We start from the raw sequence: 19,533 nt of genomic DNA, 5'->3' as shown, positions 1-19,533 counted from the left end.
ACTAATAATGGAAACTAGCACTTTTTTAGGATTGTTTTGGGGATGGATAACGGTTATCATATCGGGAATACTTTTCGTACGTCCATCGGTACTACGTGAATTGAAAAAATTAGTGGTTGAAGACAGAGGGTTTGGTATTATGTACGGTTTTTTATCGATTTTCCTAGGGCTAGGTACTGTGATCCTACATAATGTATGGGTGTTCAACTGGCAGGGGTTCCTAACGGTTATTGCATGGCTTGCATTATTAAAGGGAATTTACATAATTGCATATCCTGAACCCTCCAAGAAAACAGATTTTGAATTAAGGGTACTATCTACACGCATAGCGCTCGCTATCGTTGGCGCCTTGGCTTTATGGATGCTTATAGTAATCTATATAAAATGAGAAATTCATTGTTAATGTATTAAGTAACTGAAAAGATGAAGTGTTATAAAGCTAGGATTACCAATGGGTTTAGCGTTAAGCTTAGTTACACAAAATATAAGATATAGGTAACTCATAGACGTCCAGTTGAATCTTGGTGAAGATTAATAGATTAAATATGATTTTTTATGTGAAGTTCGATAAAAAAGTACAGTAGATTCATTTATTGTAGGAAAACGTGGTGTTTCTAAAAGGAATAATTTACGTTTCTATAATTCACCAACTTGGAAAGATAAAGACGTTGCTGGTTCTGTTAATGTATGATTAGAGTTTGTTATTGATGCAAAAGTAAGTGTTAAAGGAACACTACAATACAAAGTGCACAATAGCAAAGGAAAAACTTACTGCTGTAAATAAGCTTAATATGTATGTGAAGTAATTAAAGAGTCGATTTATAAGAGTCAGCTTATTTTTTCAATACTCCATTCAACTAGTAAGTATAGATGTCAATTTAAATCCCTATGTGTGAATATATAAAAAGCTGACTATATTTAGTCAGCTTTTTATATATTTTAGTATTTATGGGTCCCAAAAAACATATTCTTTCCTTTAAGTTGACACTTAAAATATTACCAATGTTTCCTTTTACAATGACAACAAATAAAGAAACATTTACAGCGACACTTATTTTGTTTAGAACTCCAATCATCATTGCAATGCTTTTCTTTAGATTTCCACCAATCATCATTGCAATGGTGTTTTTCTTTAGATTTCCACCAGTCATCACAACAATTTTTTTTCTTAGAACTCCAGCAATCATTTTTCCAGGACATTCTTTTATACCTCCCTTCAATAGGATTCCTATTATTCTATGTTTTAGTAAAAAAATGGCTTGTTTATTAACCTATTATTTTCGCTTTATATGATAGAGTGCTTTCTACTAGATATAGAATCCATACAAAGTATGCTAAATTTCACAAGATAGCGGAGAGAACTACTGGTGATGAGATTGATCAATAAACACTTGGTGAAGAAAACGTACTCCAAAATAATATTTTATTTTGGAGTACGTTTTTCTGAATGTATACTTCACAACAGTAAAGGAAAAACATACTATATTACTGCAAACAAAGTCTATGTATATGTGAAGTAATAGGAAAAGCTGGAGACTCTTTAAAGAGTCTCCAGCTTATTAAAAGAAAAAAAGATTTTTTGAGAAAGGGTCTGTCTAAAATTAAAATTCAGTTCCTGATTAAGCAAGCCTATAATTGTAAGAGGTTTGTTTTTATTATTAATAAAGAAAAGAATGTTTAGTACAATTGTTTGTTTTTTTCTTTCTATGTTTTTGCCTCGTACACTTTAAAGGTAGTGAACATACTATATTAATAGAAATGATTAGGGGGTGAGATTTTGGGGTATCGTTATAGTAATTCTAAAAAGAAGTGTACATGTAAACAAGATGATTGCTGGGACGCTTTTGAAGAGTGTAAAAAAGAACATGAAGAACAAAATAAAAAATGCGATTGTTGCTGTGTGCAAGGAATTAGAGATGAACTGAAAAAATTAGTTAATAGAGCAGTGCGCATTAATACAGGAAGTAATAATTATGCAGGCACTGTTTCTTCAGTCACTTGTGATGTTGTAAAGCTTGCTAATAGTGCTGGGGTAGTTACAGTAATTATATCAGTTTGTAAAATTGAAGCGATTGAACCATTGTTGACATAGGAAACATTGCATAACTAGACTATGTTTTGTAAAGCCATTCATATGAATGGCTTTATTTTAATTTCATATAAAGGAGAATAGATTCTTTATATAGAAATAAGTTTGGGGCTATAAAGTATGATGTACGAAAGGAGCATAAAAGTGATTAAATTAGAAACCTTTAAAAAGTCTGATTTCAAACAATTAATAGGTTGGATTGACTCTGAGGAGTTTTTAATACAATGGTCGGGAAATGCATTTACATACCCGTTAAATGAACAGCAATTAGAAAAGTATATAGCAAGCGAAAATACGCTTGCATTTAAAGTAATAGATGAAGAGTCTAAGAAAGTAATTGGCCATATTTCACTTGGGCAAATAGACAATATAAATAAATCTGCAAGGATTGGAAAAGTGCTAGTTGGTGATACGAGAATGAGAGGACGTTCTATAGGGAAACATATGATGAAAGCAGTACTACAAATTGCATTTGAAGAATTAAAACTACATAGAGTAACTCTTGGTGTCTATGATTTTAATACGTCGGCCATCTCATGTTATGAAAAAATAGGATTTGTAAAAGAAGGTTTATTGCGAGAGTCAAAAAAAGTAGGAGAAACGTATTGGAATTTATGGGAAATGAGTATGTTAGAATATGAATGGAGCGATAAAAAATAATAGTTATCTGTAATTATATTATGTTAATTAAATGGGGTATGGTGAGGAATTATGAAAAAAACGAAAGTCATTACAATTGCAGCTGTTTCAGGGGGAGGTAAAACAACTGTTACAGAAAGATTAACGAATGAATTGGAAAACTCAAAAGCTCTTTATTTTGATAGCTATAACTTTGATAACTGTCCTGCTGATATTTGTAAATGGATTGATGATGGAGCAAATTATGATGAATGGGTACTTACACCATTAATTCATGATATTCAGCATCTTATACGAGAGGGGAATGTAGATTATATTATTGTAGATTATCCTTTTGCATACTTAAATAGTGAAATGCGACAATTCATTGATGTAACAATATTTATCGACACACCTTTAGATATTGCAATGGCTAGAAGAATCTTGCGAGATTTTAAAGATGGTACAATAGATGAAATACATAATGATTTGAATCATTACATGACATTTGCGAGAAAAGCTTATTTAGAGGCAATTCATGCTGTTAAGTCGAATTCGGATATTGTATTGGATGGATCTTTATCTGTAAGTGAAATAATGAATCAGGCTATAGAGGAACTTGGCCTGAGAGAAGTGATCGTCATTGGTTAAATGTATAGAGGAATATGTACAAGTTGACGATTTTAAAATGTATACGAAAAAGTTCCAAGGAAAGAAGCTGCAGCCAGTCATTATAATGGAGGCAGGTTATGGCGATTATTCAAAGACATGGGATCATATTGCTGAGGGATTGACGGAATATGGGACGGTACTTACATATGATCGAGCGGGATTAGGGAAAAGTGGAAAGAGTTCCAAGAGAGGTATTAGTTCTGAAATGGTAAAAGATTTAAGATGTTGCTTAGCGCAATTACAATTGAAACCACCTTATATTTTTGTAGGACATTCTTTTGGAGGTATAAATGCACGTTTATTTGCGACTTTTTATCCCGAAGATTTGTTGGGAATTGTTTTGGTGGATTCGACACCAGAAAATTATAAAGAAGCATTTTTACCAATCATGTCTACTGAATTTCAAGAAGCTTACTATAAACAGTTTATATATGAAAGTTCATATGAAGAGTTTACATTTAGTTTAAGTGAAGTAGATAGATATTGTAAATCAATGAATGATATTCCACTTGTCGTTTTAGCTGCGGGTAAAAAAGCTTTTTATTCGCCAGATGCACAAATGAAATGGTTGCAATTGCAAGAAGATTTATTACGATTATCAAGCAATAATAAATTTGTAATTGCAGAACAAAGTGGTCACTATATTCAAAAAGATGAGCCATATTACGTGATAGATGCTATTAAGTGGATTATAGGATAGGGGGAGAGATAAATTTGTACACTTTATTTCAATACAATTGGCAAGTAAGGGACGACTGGTTTAAGTGGTGTGAACAACTTTCAGAAGAAGAGTTATTTCGCAAGCGTGTAGGGGGTGTTGGGAGTATTTTAGAAACATTATTCCATATTGTCGATGTTGAGTACAGCTGGATTAGCGCACTTCAAGGAAAAGAAGATAATGAACCGAAATTTAAAGATTATCAATCCATCCAAAAAGTGAAAGCGTTATCTGATTTATATAAACGAGAATTAGAAGATTTTTTACAAGTATGGTCAACTAATTTAGAATGTAAAATATTAAAAGCTGCGTGGACAGATAAAACATATACATACGGTGAAGTGTTAAGGCATGTAATTGTACATGAAATTCACCATATCGGTCAGCTATCTATATGGGCGAGAGAGTTAAATCTTCAGCCTGTTTCAGCGAATTTAATCGGAAGAGGATTATAAATTTAGAAAACGGCTTGCACTGTAAATGCAAGCCGTTTTTATATATAAGAGAGTTTCCTAGTTGAAATCCTCGGATTTTTTCTGGCATATATGTAAAAACATTAAAAATGTAATAATGAAGAAAATCAACAATGTTTGTATGATTAAATTTTTAAACTGAAGCAAAACTGTCCAAGATGTAACAGCATCTTTAAAAGCTTGGAGTGCAGAGTATGAGGAAGGATCAAAACCGTACTGTAGTAACTTTTTTGTTTCAATAAAAGTACTGTTTTCATCATCAGCCTCTAAAATTACTGAAATAAGTCTAGTTTCTCCTCGTTTTGCTGTACTGACAAAACTGTAATTACCATTAGTTGAAAAACTAGTTTGTAGGCCGTCAACACCTTGGAGTTTAATGTTTTTATTAAGGGAATAAATCATTTTATTTGTGTTGAAGACTTTTGAGTCTTTGAAGGTAAATTGGTAAGAGGTTAGTTTCGTAATATTCAATACATCTGGAAAGTCTGTTACTAATTGTGTTGCTAGTTTAGCGACGTCTATTGCTGTTGTAGTTGATTGTTTATTCGTATCGTTATTCATTCCAGTAGCATTTAGAAATGGGGATGGCTGTGATAACTTTAGTTGTGTTGCTTTTTCATTCATTAGAAGTGTAAAGTTATCTTCGTTTCCAGCAATGTGTTCTGCTAGGGCAAGTGCGGAACGATTATTCCCTGTCAAAAACAATGCATGAAGTAAATCACGAACTGTCGTTTCATCTTTCGAAGTTACTTGGATAGGACTCTTTTCTCCTCGGAACACTTCGTTACTTATTTTTACTAATTCATCTAACTGTATTTTGCCTTCATTCAATTGTTCCATTGCGATATACTCAGTCATTAATTTAGATAAAGTAGCTGATTGTATAGGAATTTCCTCATTTTTTTTATAAACAACTTCACCTGAATTAGCATCTATTAAAATAGCTGATTTAGCTTGAATAATTGGACCATTTACATAAAGATAAAAATATAAAACGATAAGTGCTGTAATAACAAAAGATAATAATAAAACTGTGAACTTTTTCAGGAATTGCATAAGCGATCCTCCTACTATGACATCAATAATACTATTGTAAAAAGGAATGCTTAATTAGGAAGAAAGAAAAGGTAAAGAATTTCTAAAGAATTATAAAGGATTATTAAATTTTGGATTTTAATGGGAAATAAAAGGTCCAATTTCTTATATGGTAAGAAATTGGACCTAAAATTAAGCTGTATTAACATTTATGTGGTTGTAGTTTTACAGTGAAAGTTGTTTTTTTATCATCACTATATACTTCAATTGATCCTTTATGCAATTCGACAATACTTTTTGCAATTGCTAATCCGAGCCCAGATCCACCGGTGTTTGTAGATCGAGATTTTTCAACGCGATAAAAACGTTCAAATATATGAGGTAAATCTGTACTAGGAATAGGTTGGCCGTAATTTGTTATATCTATAGTAATCATATTATTGCTTTCATAGGCAGAAAGGTCGATATATCCACCGTCATTTCCATAAGCGATAGCGTTTATAATAAGATTTTCAAACACACGCACTAATTTGTCTCCATCAGCTAATACCATGAGTTTTTGAGATGGGAAAGAAGGGCGACATTCTATATTAGCTTCTTGAACTTGTATGCGGAATTGAACAGTTAATTGTCCAAGTAGCTCTACAATATCAATGGGAACAGAATATAAACTTAACTCTTTATTTTGAACACGTGTATATTCAAACAAGTCATTCATTAATGCATTAAGACGGGTTACTTTATCGTAAATGACTTGTATATAATGGCGTAATTCCACTTCATCTCTATAATTATCATGATGGATTAAATTTACGTATCCAACTATAGAGGTAAGAGGAGTACGTAAATCATGCGATACATTTGTAATAAGTTCACTTTTTGCTTGTTCCGCCTGTCTCTCTTCATCAATTGAGACTTTTAATTGTTCAACAATCTGATTTACTCCGGTTGCTAACTCTTCCAGATAATTATGATTTACGATAGACACTTTATGATTGAAGTTTCCATCTGCAATATAACGAATTTCTTCTATCATTTTTTTAATACAAGTTTCATAGTAAATCTTTCTTTCATGACGATAAAAAATGTATAGGTAGGATGAGAAAATAGAAAATAAAAACAAATAAGATACAATCATCATCCATAGAGATTCCTTTATTCCTTTATATTTTTCATATCCAAAAATTCTAATGAATTCTTTTCCGAGCTCGCTTAACGTGAGTGAACTTTCAATTACACTTGTAACAAGGCGATATATAATTAATTCAGTAATAGGAGTAAGTGTAATGGCTAACATGAACCAAAAAATCAACTTCCATTTTGGGATATCTTTTAATATATCAAATGCTTCATTTCTCAATTTTATAGCCTACTCCCCAAACAGTATGGATAAACTTCTCTCCATTCATTCCTGTTTCAAGTTTATCTCGTAAATTACTAATGTGGACCATTACAGTTTTATTTGAGCCATAACCATCTTCATTCCAAACGCGTTCAAAAATTTCTTCGGAACTAAATACTCTTCCGGTATTACTCGCAAGTAAATATAAAATATCAAATTCAATAGATGTAAGTTTAATATATTCTCCATTTACTTTAACAGTATGATTATGTTTGTGTATTTCAGCAGAACGAATACGAATAATACCATCTTCATTCTTGGAGGAAGTGGCATTTTGGAAAGACGATCTTCGTAATAAAGCTTTCACTCTAGCTACTAATTCTAATGGATTAAATGGTTTAATCATATAATCATCTGCACCTGTCATAAGACCTAATATTTTATCCATATCTTCTGCTTTTGCACTAAGCATAAGAATAGGTACAGTATTATTTTCACGCACTTCTTGGCAAACTTCTAATCCGTTTCGTTTTGGCATCATTATATCCAGTACCATAAGGTCAACTTCATATGTAGAAATCATTTGTAATGCCTCATCGCCATCATATGCTTTATAAATGTTATAGCCTTCATTTCGCAAATAAACAGCAAGTAATTCAACAATTTCTTTATCATCATCAATAATTAATATATTTTTATTCATTATGTAGTTCCTTTCCTAACAAATCATTAACATTACTATAATATCAAACATTTATGTATTTTGTAGCAATGATTCCACATAAAATTCATGTAACGTATAAAAAGGGATTAAAACATTCATAACGAATACAAAGAAGAAAGATATTTAAATAATGTATTATACTGAAAGTGAAGAATAAGGGGGACTTACTATAGTATATAAAGAGATTTATTCATTTACTCCAACTGGAAAAATTGAAACTGATATAAAAGCTTTTCTATTAAAATACAATAAAGAAGTTACATATAAACATTCAATTCGAGTGGCAAATGAGTCTCGTAAAATTGCGGTTATGTATCATGTAAATGAAGAAAAGGCAGCAATTGCAGCATATTTACATGATATTAGTGCAATCTTTCCGAATGAAGATCGGATTGTAGTTGCTGAGCAATTTGGAATAGAGATATTACAAGAAGAACGAGAATTCCCGATGATTATTCATCAAAAACTGTCGAGAATAATTGCTAAAGAGATATTTAGAGTGGAAGATGAAGAAATTTTAAATGCCATTAGTTGTCATACTACACTGCGTAAACATGCAACGAAGATGGATTTAGTGTTATTTGTTGCTGATAAAATAGAATGGGATCATAATGGGACACCACCTTACTTAGTAGAAGTAAAAAAAGGATTAGAAAAATCTTTAGAACATGCTACTTTTTCATATATTTCATATTTGTGGGATAGAAAAGAAACGTTGAAAGTTGTACACCCGTGGCTAGAAGAAGCATATTGGCAGTTAAAAGAAATTATAGAGTAGAAAGGAATTAAGCATGCAATTAAAAGAATATATGAATCAAACATTTCCTGGGGTTACATTAGTACCCCATATATACTTTCAGTGGGAAAATCATTTACATTTTCATTTTGGGAAAGGGAAAGGCCTATATGTAGAATGAACCGAAGATGTAAATAGGGAATACTTTATTCAACTTTATGCATATAATAAATACTTATTTGAAGATATATTTTCAAAAGAAGATGAAGTCTTTTTAGTAACAAATGTTTATCGATTTAAAAAGGAAAATATGAAAAATTCGCAGAAAATAAATGTATACAATAAATTTATTAAAAAGAGGGATTTAAAGTTCCAAATAAATCAAGAAACGTTAGCCTTTCTATTTGAAGATGAAGAAGCTGATTTATATTGTACATATCAATTTTCGTTAAAATGCCTTGCGGAAGATATTAAATACCCACTTATTCAAGCTGCAAATCATGAAGATTTTCCGGGTCTTTATCCTCGTTTTGGACGCAAAAAAGAAATTTCTTATCCAGATGTATTTCTTGTAAATGTATCGAAAGATATTATCATGTTTATTTACGATGATAGAGGATGTGAAGTAATTGCGAAGAATAAAGAAACAATACGAAATTTATATGAGAAATATAAAGAGTGGATTCCAGATTATGAACGAGAAAGTATAGATAAATTATTTACATGATAACAATAGGGGAAGTGAAGCGTGTAATGAAACGTATTGCAATCGTATCAGCGTGGGAACCAGAACTTACGTATTTGCATCAAGTTTATCCAAGTGAACGCATTGAAAAAAGAGCAGCTTGGGAATTTCATTTTCATTATATTAATAATATGGAAGTTATCTCTGTAATAACTGGAGTTGGAAAAGTAAGTTGTGCAAGTTGTGTACAATTATTAATTAGTGAGTTTCAGCCAGATGAGTTGTTTATGACAGGGATATGCGGAAGTTTATCAAATAAGGTGAAAAATGGTCATATTGTAGTAGCGCTTAATGCAATACAACATGACGTTACTGCTGCTGGTTCGGGGGATGATGTTTTTAATTTATATAATGGTAGAACAGCACCTATTGAAACAACAAAGTCAATTGTAAGAAGAATAAAAAAGATACGATCTTATGATCCGATTCATTATGGTACATTCCTATCTGGAGATCAACGTATACGTAGTTCAGAAATGAGATATTTACTCCATACTGTATATGGAGCATTAGCGGTTGATCAAGAAGTGGCAGCCTTTGCTTATGTGTGTCAAATCAATAACAAACCTTTTCTCAGTTTAAAAGCTGCATCAGATCAAGCAAATGATAAAACGAAAGAGGAACAAAAAATCTTTAAAATGTTAGCATGTGAACGAGCGTGCGAGCATTTAATTGCTTTTTTACGTGTTTATGAAATTAATGTAGTAAATAATAGATAGTAAGAGGGGTTAATATTGGAAAGTACAAATAAAATAGCTATTCTGGGTGCAAACGGAAAAGCCGGGAAATTCCTTGTAAAAAAAGCATTAGAAAAGGGATATCAAGTGAAAATATTAACGAGAAATTCTAATAATATGACGATAACTAATGAAAATTTAGAAACTATTATTGGGGATGCACGTGATTTTTCTTCAATACGTGAATTACTTAAAGGTTGTCGAGTTGTAATTAATGCGGTAGGTCAACCGAAAAATGAACCTTATATTTTTAGCACAGTAACAAAGCATATTATACAAGCAATGAAGGAGTTTGAAATAAAACGATATATTGTAATTTCCGGAGGTTCTTTAAATGTTACAGGCGATCAGAAGGGAATTGTAAATAAAATAGGAGCTACCTTGTTTAAAGTTTTTTTATCAAAAATGATGCAAGATAAATATAAAGAATTACAAATTATCCAAAGTAGTGAAGTAGATTGGACAATTGTTAGATTACCATTTGTTATAGAGGGAAATGGTATTGGAAGTATAAAAGAGAGTTTAGTAGATATGCCAGGAATCAAAATTCAAAATGGGGATATTGCACCGTTTGTTATAAAACAAATTAACAGTGAGAGATATGTAGGAAAGTGCCCGTTTATTTCAAATTAAATGGTTTAATTAAAAGTTAAAGAATGGTGGGTAGATTGGCAACAGTACATTTTACGTATATGAATGCTAAGTTTAACACGAGTAAGTGGGGGAGAATTTTATATGATTCAATACAAAAGATGCAGTGAAGTAAGTATAGATTTAGTGTATGAATCTTTTAAAGATGGATTTTCAGATTACATTATTAAAATGGAAGTTTCAAAAGAAGATTTTATAAAAAGGTTTTTGGGACCAGAAGGGAATTCACTAAAACATTCCTTTCTTGCTTTAGACGATAACAAATCAGTTGGTGTAATACTTGGCGGGATAAAGGATTATGAAAACATAAAAACAATGCGCTGCGGAACATTAGCGGTTCATCCTAATTACCGCGGTATTGGTGTGAGTCAAAAGTTAATTGAACTGCATAAAGAAGAGGCGCTTCAAAATGAGTGTAAGCAACTTTTTCTTGAAGTCATTGTAGGCAATGACCGAGCGATTCATTTTTATACGAAATTAGGCTATGAAAAAGTGTACGATCTATCTTATTATAATTTAAAAGATATGACTAAAATAATTAATAAAGATTGCAAGGGAATTAAAGTAAAACAATTAGATTTTCCATCTTTTAAACTTGAAGTTCAGAAATGGTTACACTTCCATATAAATTGGCAAAATGATATGGATTATATCGAAAAAACAAGTAATACATTTTACGGTGCATATGTTGATAATGATTTAAAGGGTGCTATATGTGTGAATGAACAAGGTAAAATCAGTTTTCTTTTCGTAGACAAAGACTATAGAAATCGTAATATTGGATCAAAATTATTACAAATAGCAAGAGATGAGTTGAATGTAACAAGTTTATCAATTGGGTTTCCAAACAACAATTTACTAGAAGGATTTTTAAAGAAAACTGGATTCGAAAAGAATTCTTTAGCACAATATGAAATGTATGTTTTGATATAAAAAGCGGAAGGAATTATTCTTACGCTTTTTATTTTTGTACTATATTGATATTTTACTTTGTATAATATTCTTTTTTTATGTAGAATAGATAGGATGGGAGGGGATAAAATGAATAATGGATTAAAGTTTAAGATTTTTGAATTACATTGTTTCGTTCAAAAATCTTATTCTGATATTAAAATAGCATGTGATATTGCTATTTATCAAGAAAACACTTCTAAATATTTAATTTCATTAGGATTTTTAAATAAATCATATATGACTTATATAGAATCAAAAAGATTTTATCGTGAAAATGAAGAACTTGTAAGTGTAGAATTTGATAATTTCTTTGATACATATGATAAATTAGAAGAGGAATTAAAAAAAGTTATTTCAACTGAAGATAAAAATCCTAGATTGCTACATAGCAAATTTGATCAGTTTCAGCAGAAAGTTGAAAATATAAATGACCTAATAAGAGTCATGCAAAATGCTTATTAATGAATGCTTTTTTCTATTTATATAGAAATTATATATTAAAAATATATTAGGGATATTACATATTGAAGGGATGACTTTTGTTGTTTACAGAAGTCATCTTTTTATAATACAGTTTACGTAATGTGTTACACTTTTTATTTTTCTATTTTTGATAGGAATACATTTAAGCAGTTTCATATTTTAGGAAATTATACGAGGAAAATAACATGAAAAATAAAAAAGAAATAGCTATAGTTGCTTTAACAACAGGATTAACCTTAATAACTGTAACGCCATATGAAGTGGGTTATGCAGAGGAAAAAGATCAAATGCAAGTTGAAATTCAAGAGGATTCGTTCCGTACAGGGGAACTTACACAACCATCACAAAAGACGCCTGAGAATATAGTGAAAGATGCACTTAAGGAAAAGACGGAGCATGCTTTGTCTCCAAAACAAGTTAGTGGAGACAAAGAGGTAGATTACAAGGTTTTTCAAAAACGTGGGGCTTATGATGGGACTACACTTATTCGTATGCAACAAATATATGAAGGAAAAGAAGTGTATGGACACCAATTGACTGCTCATGTAGATAAAAAGGGTGTTATTAAAAGTGTTTCAGGAGAAAGTGCACAAAATTTAACACAAGAAGATTTAAAGAATCCAATTAATTTATCAAAAGAAGATGCAAAACAATTTATTTATACGAAGTACGGGAACGATATTACATTTATTTCTGAGCCAGAAGTTAAGGAAGTTATTTTTGTAAATGAAAATAATGGACAGGCTAGCAATGCATATCAAGTTACATTTACAGCTGCAACACCAAACTATGTATCTGGAACTTATTTAGTGAATGCTAATAATGGAGATATGTTGAAAAATATGGTGCAAGAGTCAGGTTTAAAAGTAAGTGAAGAGTATGTTGAATCAATTGAGGCGAGTAAAAAAAGCAATGTCAAATCATTAACCGGAACAGGTAAAGATGATTTAGGTATAATTCGCACATTCGGTATTTCTGAACAAAGTAATGGAACATATGCACTTGCTGATTATACAAGGGGGCAAGGAATTGAGACATATGATGTAAATTATAGAGATATTACTTTTGAAAACAGATATTATCCTGGTATATTAGCAACTAGCGCTTCAACAATATTTAATGATCCAAAGGCGGTAAGTGCTCATTTCTTAGCAACAAAGGTATATGATTTTTATAAAAATAAATATAAACGTAATAGTTTTGATAATAAGGGGAAAAAAGTAGTATCAGTTGTACATGCATGGGATTCTGGAGAAACAGATGATCCTAAAAATTGGGGGAATGCATTTAGTGCTAATATTAGCAATGTTAGTATGCTAATATATGGTGATCCAATGGTGAAAGCATTTGACATAGCGGGCCATGAATTTACACATGCGGTTACATCTAGCGAATCTAATCTTGAATTTTCCGGAGAATCTGGGGCAATTAACGAGGCGTTATCTGATATTATGGGAACGGCTATTGAGAAATACATAAATAATGGGGAATTTAATTGGACAATAGGAGAACAAACTGGATCAGTTCTCCGTAATATGAAGAATCCATCTGCAGTCAAATTTTTTAATGGATTACCGTATCCAGATGATTATAGCAAATACAGTGATTTAAACGGAGAAGATAATGAGGGCGTTCATTTCAACTCAAGTATTATTAATAAAGTCGCGTATTTAATTGCACAAGGTGGAACTCAGAATGGTGTAACTGTAAATGGTATTGGTGAAGATAAAATGTTTGATATTTTCTATTATGCAAATACAGATGAATTGAACATGACTTCTAATTTCTCTGAATTAAGAATAGCGTGTCTGAAAGTTGCAACAAACAAATATGGTGCGAACTCAATTGAGGTTGGAGCGGTGCAAAAAGCTTTTGATGCAGCAAAAATTAAAGGAACAGTGAAAGAAAACGAAAAAACTGCAGAAAATCAAGTCCCTGAATTAACTGTACCTCTTACAATTACACTGCGTGTTGGTGATACGTTTGACCCGATGAGTAATGTAAAAGCTGTTGATAAAGAAGATGGTGATTTAACAAATAAAGTAAAACATAAAGGTGATGTAGATACTTCTAAACCAGGTACATACATTGTGGACTACTCGGTCGTTGACTCTCAAGGGGGGAATGCAACGGCTACACAGGCGGTAATTGTAGAGGGACATGGAGAAATATCAGATTTAAACCCTACATTAACAGTGCCTACTGCAACGACAATTCATGTAGGAGATTCATTCGATCCTATGGCAAAAGTATTAGCTATTGATAAAGAAGACGGCGATCTTACTTCTAAAGTAAAAGTTAATGGTGAAGTAAATACCTTTAAATCCGGTACTTACGTAATAACATACACAGTGACAGATTCTAAAGGTCATGAAGTAACTGCGAAACAAACTGTAACGATCAAAGTTAGAGATGAAGTTAAAAATGAAATACCAATACTTAAAGTACCTGCTACAACTACAATTACTGAGGGAGATCAATTTGATCCAATGGTAGGAGTATTAGCTACTGATAAAGAGGACGGTGACGTTACTTCTAACGTAACGTATGAAGGAACTGTAGATACCTCTAAAGCTGGTACTTTTGAAATCATATATAGTGTCAAAGATTCCGTAGGTAATGAGGTTCATACAATGCAAAAAGTATTGGTGAAAGATAAAGACATTAGCAAAGCTAATGGCCTTACTAATAACAGTAATATCCCGAACAACAGTAATTCCGATAAAAAAGAGTCTACATATAAAGAACTTCCAAACACGGGTGCTAGTACAACTAACAGTGCAACAATGGGCATTTGGATGGTTATTGCAGGTACAGTACTCACTTTCCTTCGTAAATTTAGAAAGATACAAAAATAATAGTAGGATTTATTTCTCACACAATAATTATTAGATGAATTTTTTACTTAATAAGATTTTAGTATTTAAGTGGTGTATTTTGCTTCTATAAAACTTTGCGTTTGGACGCTATTTTGCCTACAGACCTACATTACATATAAAGCACGTTACTATTCTCATTCAAATAAAAGAATAGTAACGTGTTTTTTTGATTTAAAAATAGCCTAAATTCAAAAGGTCATGAATGTGGAAGTAATTTTAATCTGCCATTGATAAGTTACTAAAAACACTTTGTTTTAATGAAAGTTTAACTCTATATGACAACATGAGATTTTCGGTATTTACCCGGTGTTTCGTTAGTGAATTTTTTAAAAATTTTAGTAAAATAGCTTTGATCACTAAAGTTGAGCGAAGCACATATATCTGATAAGGGATAGGTTGTGAAAGTTAATAATTTTTTTGCCTCTTCAATTCGTTCACGTTGAATGTACTCAATTAATGAAATACCGACTTCTTTTTTGAATAATATAGATAAATAATCTGAATTTACGTTTGCAAATTTAGCAAGTTGTTTAACAGATATTTGATTGTAAATATTTTCAAAAATATAGTTTTTGCAAATAACGATAGTCTTTGAGTATTTCTGTATTTTTTGTGCTTTTACACGGTCTGCAAAAGTACAGAAAACATTTCTTAATAAATCCCAAACAGATTCTGTGTCTTTTAAACCCTCTGTCTTTTGGATGTGTAGATCGTAAATCTTGTAAGCAATCCCGGAAGGAAGTCCTCCTTTTATAGCATATCTAGTAGCAAGTGTGATGGATGAAATACAAATGTTTTTATGACGTCTTAATTGATGGAACGAAGATAAGGATGAAAAAGTCTCTTGTTGGAATTCGTAATAATATTTGAGTACGCTTTCTTTATCCCCGTTTTCTATAGCTCCAAGTAGTTGGTTCTCTATATACAAATTATGACAGATAGATTCGTTTTTTTGCATTGAAATATATACATCCTCGTTTAAGATACTGCTATGACTTACATGAAATGAGTCACTGTTATTTGAAAAGGTACTTACATCTGAATTTTTTTTATAGAGAATGTTATAGAACAATATTGCTATATTCACAAAGAATTTTTGATCTTTGACTGACAATGAAAAATAATGATCTCTTGTTCTTTTATAATTCGAAATAAAATTAAGGTTACTATCCGCTTTACTTGTAGAAAAATTTACATGTGTCAAGGGCCCAATAATAACAGTACCATTCACCATATAATGGCTCTTTATGTGAATTAAAATGAAGTGCCCTAAATATTGGTGAGTTCTGAAGATAGGTGAATTATTTGAATCATTTTTTTGAAAAAGCACATGTAACTGTTCTATTTTTGATTTATAGAACGAATGTGAATCATCTTTTGATGTAAATTCTAAAAGAATATTTTTGTTACAATCTAAAAAACAAACTGGAATTTCAAAAGATTGGAAAAACATATTACAAATGTACTCTATCTCAACTAGACTGAGCTTTTTAGTCATATTATTCCTCCTTACAGTTGTGTGTAATAGTTGAATGTTTACATATTCCCTTTTTTCATAAGTAGAAACGGAAAAATTTTATCTATAAAAATTATAAACTTCTAAGAATAATACCATAATTTAACATGGATAGCACATATTATTTGAATATACAGGTAATAGTTTTATGGAGTAACGTAAAATATGAATTGTAACACTTATTCGTTGTTCATTGCTTATATGTATCAAAAATGATTAAGATTGGATTTTAAATAGGGATAGGAAGGGAGCGATTAATGAATTGAAGTTAAGTTAAGTTAAGTAATTAATGGAAATTTGCGATAGAAGTTAATATGTAATGATTTTTGAAGTAGAGATATAAGTGTAATTCAGGGGGGAAACTACATATATCGTACGGAGAGACAACGTAATAATAGAAAATAAGAAGAGTGAATAAGTGATTGTAAACAATGGATTGTTGGACGACTATGTTTTAGGTTACTCGTTTAAATCTGGTACTTGGCACACTATTACTTTTAAGAGGGTAATAGTAATAAAGAGATTTTTAAAATGATAGAAGTAGTAAAGGGGATAAGAGAAATGAAAAAAATATTTAGTGTGCTTTTAGTATTTTTCTTAACATTTTCTACATGGTCTAGTGTATTAGTAAAGGCAACTTCACCATCCGAAGGTACTTTAACGATCCATAAATATGAACAAGAAAAAGATGGCGCACAGGGGATAGAAGGAGATGGCTCTGCAAATCAAGAAGTACCAACAAATGCGAAGCCGTTAAAAGGTGTAACGTTTGAAGTGAAAAGGATTGCGTCGTTTGAAAAAATTTCAAACGATGGGAAAATCGTGAAAGAAGATGTGAAGCCTGTAATGGGAGCAACTCCAACTCAAGTAGTAACAGATGATAACGGACAAGCTGTATTAAAAGATCTTCCGCTAGGACGTTATGAAGTGAAAGAAGTGGCAGGACCTCCGCATGTTAACCTGAATCCAAATACGTATACAGTGGATATTCCATTAACGAATAAAGAAGGTAAGGTGCTAAACTATGATGTTCATATGTATCCGAAAAATGAGATTAAACGTGGTGCAGTTGATTTAGTAAAGAGTGGTGCAAATGAAAAAGCATTAACAGGTGCAGTATTCTCTTTATTTAAAAAAGATGGTACAGAAGTGAAAAAAGAGTTAGCAACAGATGGTAATGGGCATATTCGCGTGCAAGGATTAGAGTATGGGGAATACTATTTCCAAGAGACAAAAGCGCCGAAAGGGTATGTACTAGATCCGACTAAACACGAGTTTTTTATAAAGACCTCCGGAACTATTAACGAAGATGGAACAATTACTTCTGGTACAGTAGTTAAAGTAGAAGTGCAAAACTATGAAGAACCAAATATTGATAAAAAGATTAACGGTAATTTGGAAGCGTTACCAATTAATCCGTTAACTAATTACAATTATGATATCAAAACATTAATTCCAGAAGACATTAAAGAATACAAAAAATATGTAGTAACAGATACATTAGACAATCGTTTAATGATTCAAGGAAAACCAATCGTGAAAATTGATGGAGCGGAAGTAAATGCAAGCATTGTAGAGGTCGCTGTAGAAGGTCAAAAAGTAACAGCTACAGTAAAAGATTTCACAAAGTTAGATGGTAAAAAAGAATTTTATTTACAAATTAAATCACAAGTAAAAGAAGGAGTACTATCTGGTTCAGAAATTTTAAATACAGCAAAAATTGATTTTATAAATAAAAATGATGTAATTGGAGAAAAGGAATCTAAACCTGTAGTTGTTGTTCCGACAACTGGAATTATCGAGTTAACAAAAGTTGATGGTGCTGATAAGAAGAAATTAAAAGGTGCGGAGTTTGTACTTAAAGATAAAAATGGAAAAATAGTTGTTGTGGCAGGTAAAGAAGTCACAGGTGTATCAGATGAAAATGGTGTTATTAAATGGACTAACATTCCGTATGGAGACTATCAAATTTTTGAAACGAAAGCACCAACTTATACAAAAGAAGATGGTACAACAGCTTCATATCAATTATTAAAGGATCCTATTGATGTAAAGATTAGCGAAAATAATCAAACGGTTATATTATCGATTGAAAATAATAAAAGTGGATGGATTCTTCCTGTAACGGGTGGTATCGGAACGACTCTATTTACTGTACTAGGCCTTGCGTTAATGGCTACAGCGGTATTTGTTTTCTTTAGAAAAAAGTTTGCTAATAATTAAGGCTTTAGGACCATGTAACCAAGTGATGTAAAAAGGGGAGAAGCAAAATGCTTCCCTCTTTTCGATATTTTAGTATATACAGAGGTGGAAATATGAAACGAAATCTTGTTTTAGGAGGTATTTTTTTATTTGGATTAGCTATTTTTTTATATCCTACTATTAGTAATTGGTTAGCGACTCGTGCACATTATTCTGAGATTAGCTCCTACGATAAGAAGATCAAAGCACTACAAAAGAAAGAAGTTGAACGTAGGGAGAAAGAAGCAGCCGAATATAATAAACAAGTTCAAACTTCCATGAAAACATTTGCAGATCCATTTTCTGAAGAAAAAAATAATCATCAAGCGTATGCCGATGCGTTAAATTTAGGTGATGTAATGGGGTATATTGAAATATCGAAAATTAATATAAAACTACCAATCTATCAAGGGACCTCTGAGGAAATATTGAGTCGCGGGGTAGGTCATTTAGATTATTCTTCACTTCCAGTAGGTGGAGAAAATACGCACGCTATTTTAACAGGGCATCGTGGTTTACCATCAGCAAAATTATTTACAGATTTAGATAAGTTGAGTGAAGGAGATCTTTTTTATATTCATTCTTTAGACAAAGTTCTTGCTTATAAAGTAGATCAAATTAAAGTAGTGTTACCACACGAAACGGACGATTTAAAAATTGTGGAAAATAAAGATTATATTACATTAATTACATGTACGCCTTATGGAGTAAATACAAATAGATTACTGGTTCGAGGTGAGCGTGTGGAGTTTAATGAGAAAGAAAAACAAAAAATGCGTAAAGAGATATTTATGTTTAATAAGTGGACCGTAGTAGTCTTAATCCTATTATTATGTGTGTTTCTAGTCGTAATTTATAAGAAAAAATTAACTCGATAGAATGAATTTATTTATCCTGTATTAATGTGCAGTGGGACCGAA

General features: G+C 31.4%; 19 protein-coding genes and 2 pseudogenes. 16 read left to right on the top strand and 5 right to left on the bottom strand.

What is annotated here, in order from left to right; genetic code table 11:
• Positions 1–7: 7 nt before the first annotated feature.
• Positions 8–388 (top strand): hypothetical protein, encoded by a 381-nt coding sequence (locus PDL00_RS26590; protein WP_242257458.1) that lies wholly within the window; start codon positions 8–10, stop codon positions 386–388.
• 166 nt (positions 389–554) lie between these two features.
• Positions 555–784 (top strand): annotated as a pseudogene (locus PDL00_RS26585) (N-acetylmuramoyl-L-alanine amidase); the annotation flags it as partial.
• Positions 785–878: 94 nt separating this feature from the next.
• On the opposite strand, the gene PDL00_RS34775 reads toward PDL00_RS26585, so the two are convergent.
• Positions 879–1,220: a hypothetical protein gene (locus tag PDL00_RS34775; RefSeq protein WP_333563537.1), complete on the bottom strand. Its 342-nt coding sequence runs from the start codon at positions 1,218–1,220 to the stop codon at positions 879–881.
• 557 nt (positions 1,221–1,777) lie between these two features.
• Between PDL00_RS34775 and exsK the strand changes: the two genes are divergently transcribed.
• From exsK to PDL00_RS26555, 5 genes are all read left to right on the top strand, one after another.
• Positions 1,778–2,092 (top strand): exosporium protein ExsK, encoded by a 315-nt coding sequence (exsK, locus tag PDL00_RS26575; protein ID WP_242257456.1) that lies wholly within the window; start codon positions 1,778–1,780, stop codon positions 2,090–2,092.
• A 117-nt stretch (positions 2,093–2,209) separates the two neighbouring features.
• Positions 2,210–2,749, top strand: a complete 540-nt coding sequence (locus PDL00_RS26570; RefSeq protein ID WP_270732270.1) for a GNAT family N-acetyltransferase — start codon at positions 2,210–2,212, stop codon at positions 2,747–2,749.
• A gap of 48 nt (positions 2,750–2,797) precedes the next feature.
• The gene (locus PDL00_RS26565) at positions 2,798–3,358 is read left to right on the top strand and encodes a hypothetical protein (RefSeq protein WP_270732336.1); all 561 of its coding nucleotides are present in this window, start codon (positions 2,798–2,800) and stop codon (positions 3,356–3,358) included.
• Positions 3,351–4,079 (top strand): alpha/beta fold hydrolase, encoded by a 729-nt coding sequence (locus PDL00_RS26560; RefSeq protein WP_270732268.1) that lies wholly within the window; start codon positions 3,351–3,353, stop codon positions 4,077–4,079. The genes PDL00_RS26565 and PDL00_RS26560 overlap by 8 nt, the downstream gene beginning before the upstream one ends.
• Before the next feature lie 14 nt (positions 4,080–4,093).
• Positions 4,094–4,552 (top strand): DinB family protein, encoded by a 459-nt coding sequence (locus tag PDL00_RS26555; protein WP_242257054.1) that lies wholly within the window; start codon positions 4,094–4,096, stop codon positions 4,550–4,552.
• 57 nt (positions 4,553–4,609) lie between these two features.
• On the opposite strand, the gene PDL00_RS26550 is transcribed toward PDL00_RS26555, so the two are convergent.
• From PDL00_RS26550 to PDL00_RS26540, 3 genes are all read right to left on the bottom strand, one after another.
• Positions 4,610–5,626, bottom strand: coding sequence for a D-alanyl-D-alanine carboxypeptidase family protein (locus tag PDL00_RS26550; RefSeq protein WP_270732265.1), 1,017 nt, complete (start codon positions 5,624–5,626; stop codon positions 4,610–4,612).
• Between the two features lie 181 nt (positions 5,627–5,807).
• Positions 5,808–6,965: a sensor histidine kinase gene (locus tag PDL00_RS26545; protein ID WP_242257056.1), complete on the bottom strand. Its 1,158-nt coding sequence runs from the start codon at positions 6,963–6,965 to the stop codon at positions 5,808–5,810.
• Complete coding sequence (locus PDL00_RS26540; protein WP_001038818.1) at positions 6,955–7,650, bottom strand: response regulator transcription factor; 696 nt, start codon at positions 7,648–7,650, stop codon at positions 6,955–6,957. The genes PDL00_RS26545 and PDL00_RS26540 overlap by 11 nt, the downstream gene beginning before the upstream one ends.
• Positions 7,651–7,840: 190 nt before the next feature.
• Here PDL00_RS26540 and yqeK point away from each other — a divergent pair, with 190 nt between their 5' ends.
• The 7 genes and pseudogenes from yqeK (at position 7,841) to PDL00_RS26505 (ending at position 14,835) form a co-directional block, all read left to right on the top strand.
• Positions 7,841–8,449, top strand: coding sequence for a bis(5'-nucleosyl)-tetraphosphatase (symmetrical) YqeK (gene yqeK, locus PDL00_RS26535; protein ID WP_270732333.1), 609 nt, complete (start codon positions 7,841–7,843; stop codon positions 8,447–8,449).
• Between the two features lie 13 nt (positions 8,450–8,462).
• Positions 8,463–9,134, top strand: a pseudogene (locus PDL00_RS26530) (DUF3885 domain-containing protein).
• Positions 9,134–9,871, top strand: coding sequence for a 5'-methylthioadenosine/S-adenosylhomocysteine nucleosidase (gene mtnN, locus PDL00_RS26525; protein WP_270732331.1), 738 nt, complete (start codon positions 9,134–9,136; stop codon positions 9,869–9,871). Before PDL00_RS26530 ends, mtnN begins: the two are co-directional and overlap by 1 nt.
• Positions 9,872–9,886: 15 nt before the next feature.
• On the top strand, positions 9,887–10,522 hold the full coding sequence (locus PDL00_RS26520) for an SDR family oxidoreductase (protein WP_270732263.1): 636 nt from the start codon (positions 9,887–9,889) through the stop codon (positions 10,520–10,522).
• Between the two features lie 102 nt (positions 10,523–10,624).
• Positions 10,625–11,473, top strand: a complete 849-nt coding sequence (locus tag PDL00_RS26515) for a GNAT family N-acetyltransferase (RefSeq protein ID WP_270732261.1) — start codon at positions 10,625–10,627, stop codon at positions 11,471–11,473.
• Positions 11,474–11,581: 108 nt separating this feature from the next.
• On the top strand, positions 11,582–11,956 hold the full coding sequence (locus tag PDL00_RS26510; RefSeq protein ID WP_270732259.1) for a hypothetical protein: 375 nt from the start codon (positions 11,582–11,584) through the stop codon (positions 11,954–11,956).
• Positions 11,957–12,162: 206 nt separating this feature from the next.
• Positions 12,163–14,835: a M4 family metallopeptidase gene (locus PDL00_RS26505; RefSeq protein WP_270732258.1), complete on the top strand. Its 2,673-nt coding sequence runs from the start codon at positions 12,163–12,165 to the stop codon at positions 14,833–14,835.
• A gap of 292 nt (positions 14,836–15,127) precedes the next feature.
• Here PDL00_RS26505 and PDL00_RS26500 read toward each other — a convergent pair whose 3' ends face one another.
• Positions 15,128–16,354 (bottom strand): AraC family transcriptional regulator, encoded by a 1,227-nt coding sequence (locus tag PDL00_RS26500; RefSeq protein WP_242257061.1) that lies wholly within the window; start codon positions 16,352–16,354, stop codon positions 15,128–15,130.
• Positions 16,355–16,933: 579 nt separating this feature from the next.
• On the opposite strand from PDL00_RS26500, the gene PDL00_RS26495 reads away from it, so the two are divergent.
• Both PDL00_RS26495 and PDL00_RS26490 read left to right on the top strand, forming a co-directional pair.
• Positions 16,934–18,595 carry a SpaA isopeptide-forming pilin-related protein gene (locus PDL00_RS26495; RefSeq protein ID WP_270732256.1) on the top strand — a complete coding sequence of 554 codons (1,662 nt, stop codon included), beginning with the start codon at positions 16,934–16,936 and terminating at the stop codon, positions 18,593–18,595.
• Positions 18,596–18,687: 92 nt separating this feature from the next.
• Positions 18,688–19,491, top strand: a complete 804-nt coding sequence (locus tag PDL00_RS26490) for a class C sortase (protein ID WP_270732253.1) — start codon at positions 18,688–18,690, stop codon at positions 19,489–19,491.
• Positions 19,492–19,533: the final 42 nt, after the last annotated feature.

It is taken from the genome of Bacillus cereus group sp. TH152-1LC (assembly GCF_027710505.1).
In the GTDB taxonomy this organism is placed as follows: domain Bacteria; phylum Bacillota; class Bacilli; order Bacillales; family Bacillaceae_G; genus Bacillus_A; species Bacillus_A mobilis.
The sequence above is the reverse complement of the archived record's forward strand: the minus strand, read 5'-3'. Positions and strand labels throughout refer to the sequence as shown.

What these genes read in the sequence shown, in the direction of transcription:
- PDL00_RS26490 (WP_270732253.1), top strand. Translation starts at nt 18,688, where the DNA reads ATGAAACGAAATCTTGTTTTAGGAGGTATTTTTTTATTTGGATTAGCT.
- PDL00_RS26495 (WP_270732256.1), top strand. Translation starts at nt 16,934, where the DNA reads ATGAAAAAAATATTTAGTGTGCTTTTAGTATTTTTCTTAACATTTTCT.
- PDL00_RS26590 (WP_242257458.1), top strand. Translation starts at nt 8, where the DNA reads ATGGAAACTAGCACTTTTTTAGGATTGTTTTGGGGATGGATAACGGTT.
- PDL00_RS26515 (WP_270732261.1), top strand. Translation starts at nt 10,625, where the DNA reads ATGATTCAATACAAAAGATGCAGTGAAGTAAGTATAGATTTAGTGTAT.
- PDL00_RS26540 (WP_001038818.1), bottom strand. Translation starts at nt 7,650, where the DNA reads ATGAATAAAAATATATTAATTATTGATGATGATAAAGAAATTGTTGAA.
- PDL00_RS26510 (WP_270732259.1), top strand. Translation starts at nt 11,582, where the DNA reads ATGAATAATGGATTAAAGTTTAAGATTTTTGAATTACATTGTTTCGTT.
- PDL00_RS26550 (WP_270732265.1), bottom strand. Translation starts at nt 5,626, where the DNA reads ATGCAATTCCTGAAAAAGTTCACAGTTTTATTATTATCTTTTGTTATT.
- PDL00_RS26505 (WP_270732258.1), top strand. Translation starts at nt 12,163, where the DNA reads ATGAAAAATAAAAAAGAAATAGCTATAGTTGCTTTAACAACAGGATTA.
- PDL00_RS26570 (WP_270732270.1), top strand. Translation starts at nt 2,210, where the DNA reads ATGATGTACGAAAGGAGCATAAAAGTGATTAAATTAGAAACCTTTAAA.
- PDL00_RS26500 (WP_242257061.1), bottom strand. Translation starts at nt 16,354, where the DNA reads ATGACTAAAAAGCTCAGTCTAGTTGAGATAGAGTACATTTGTAATATG.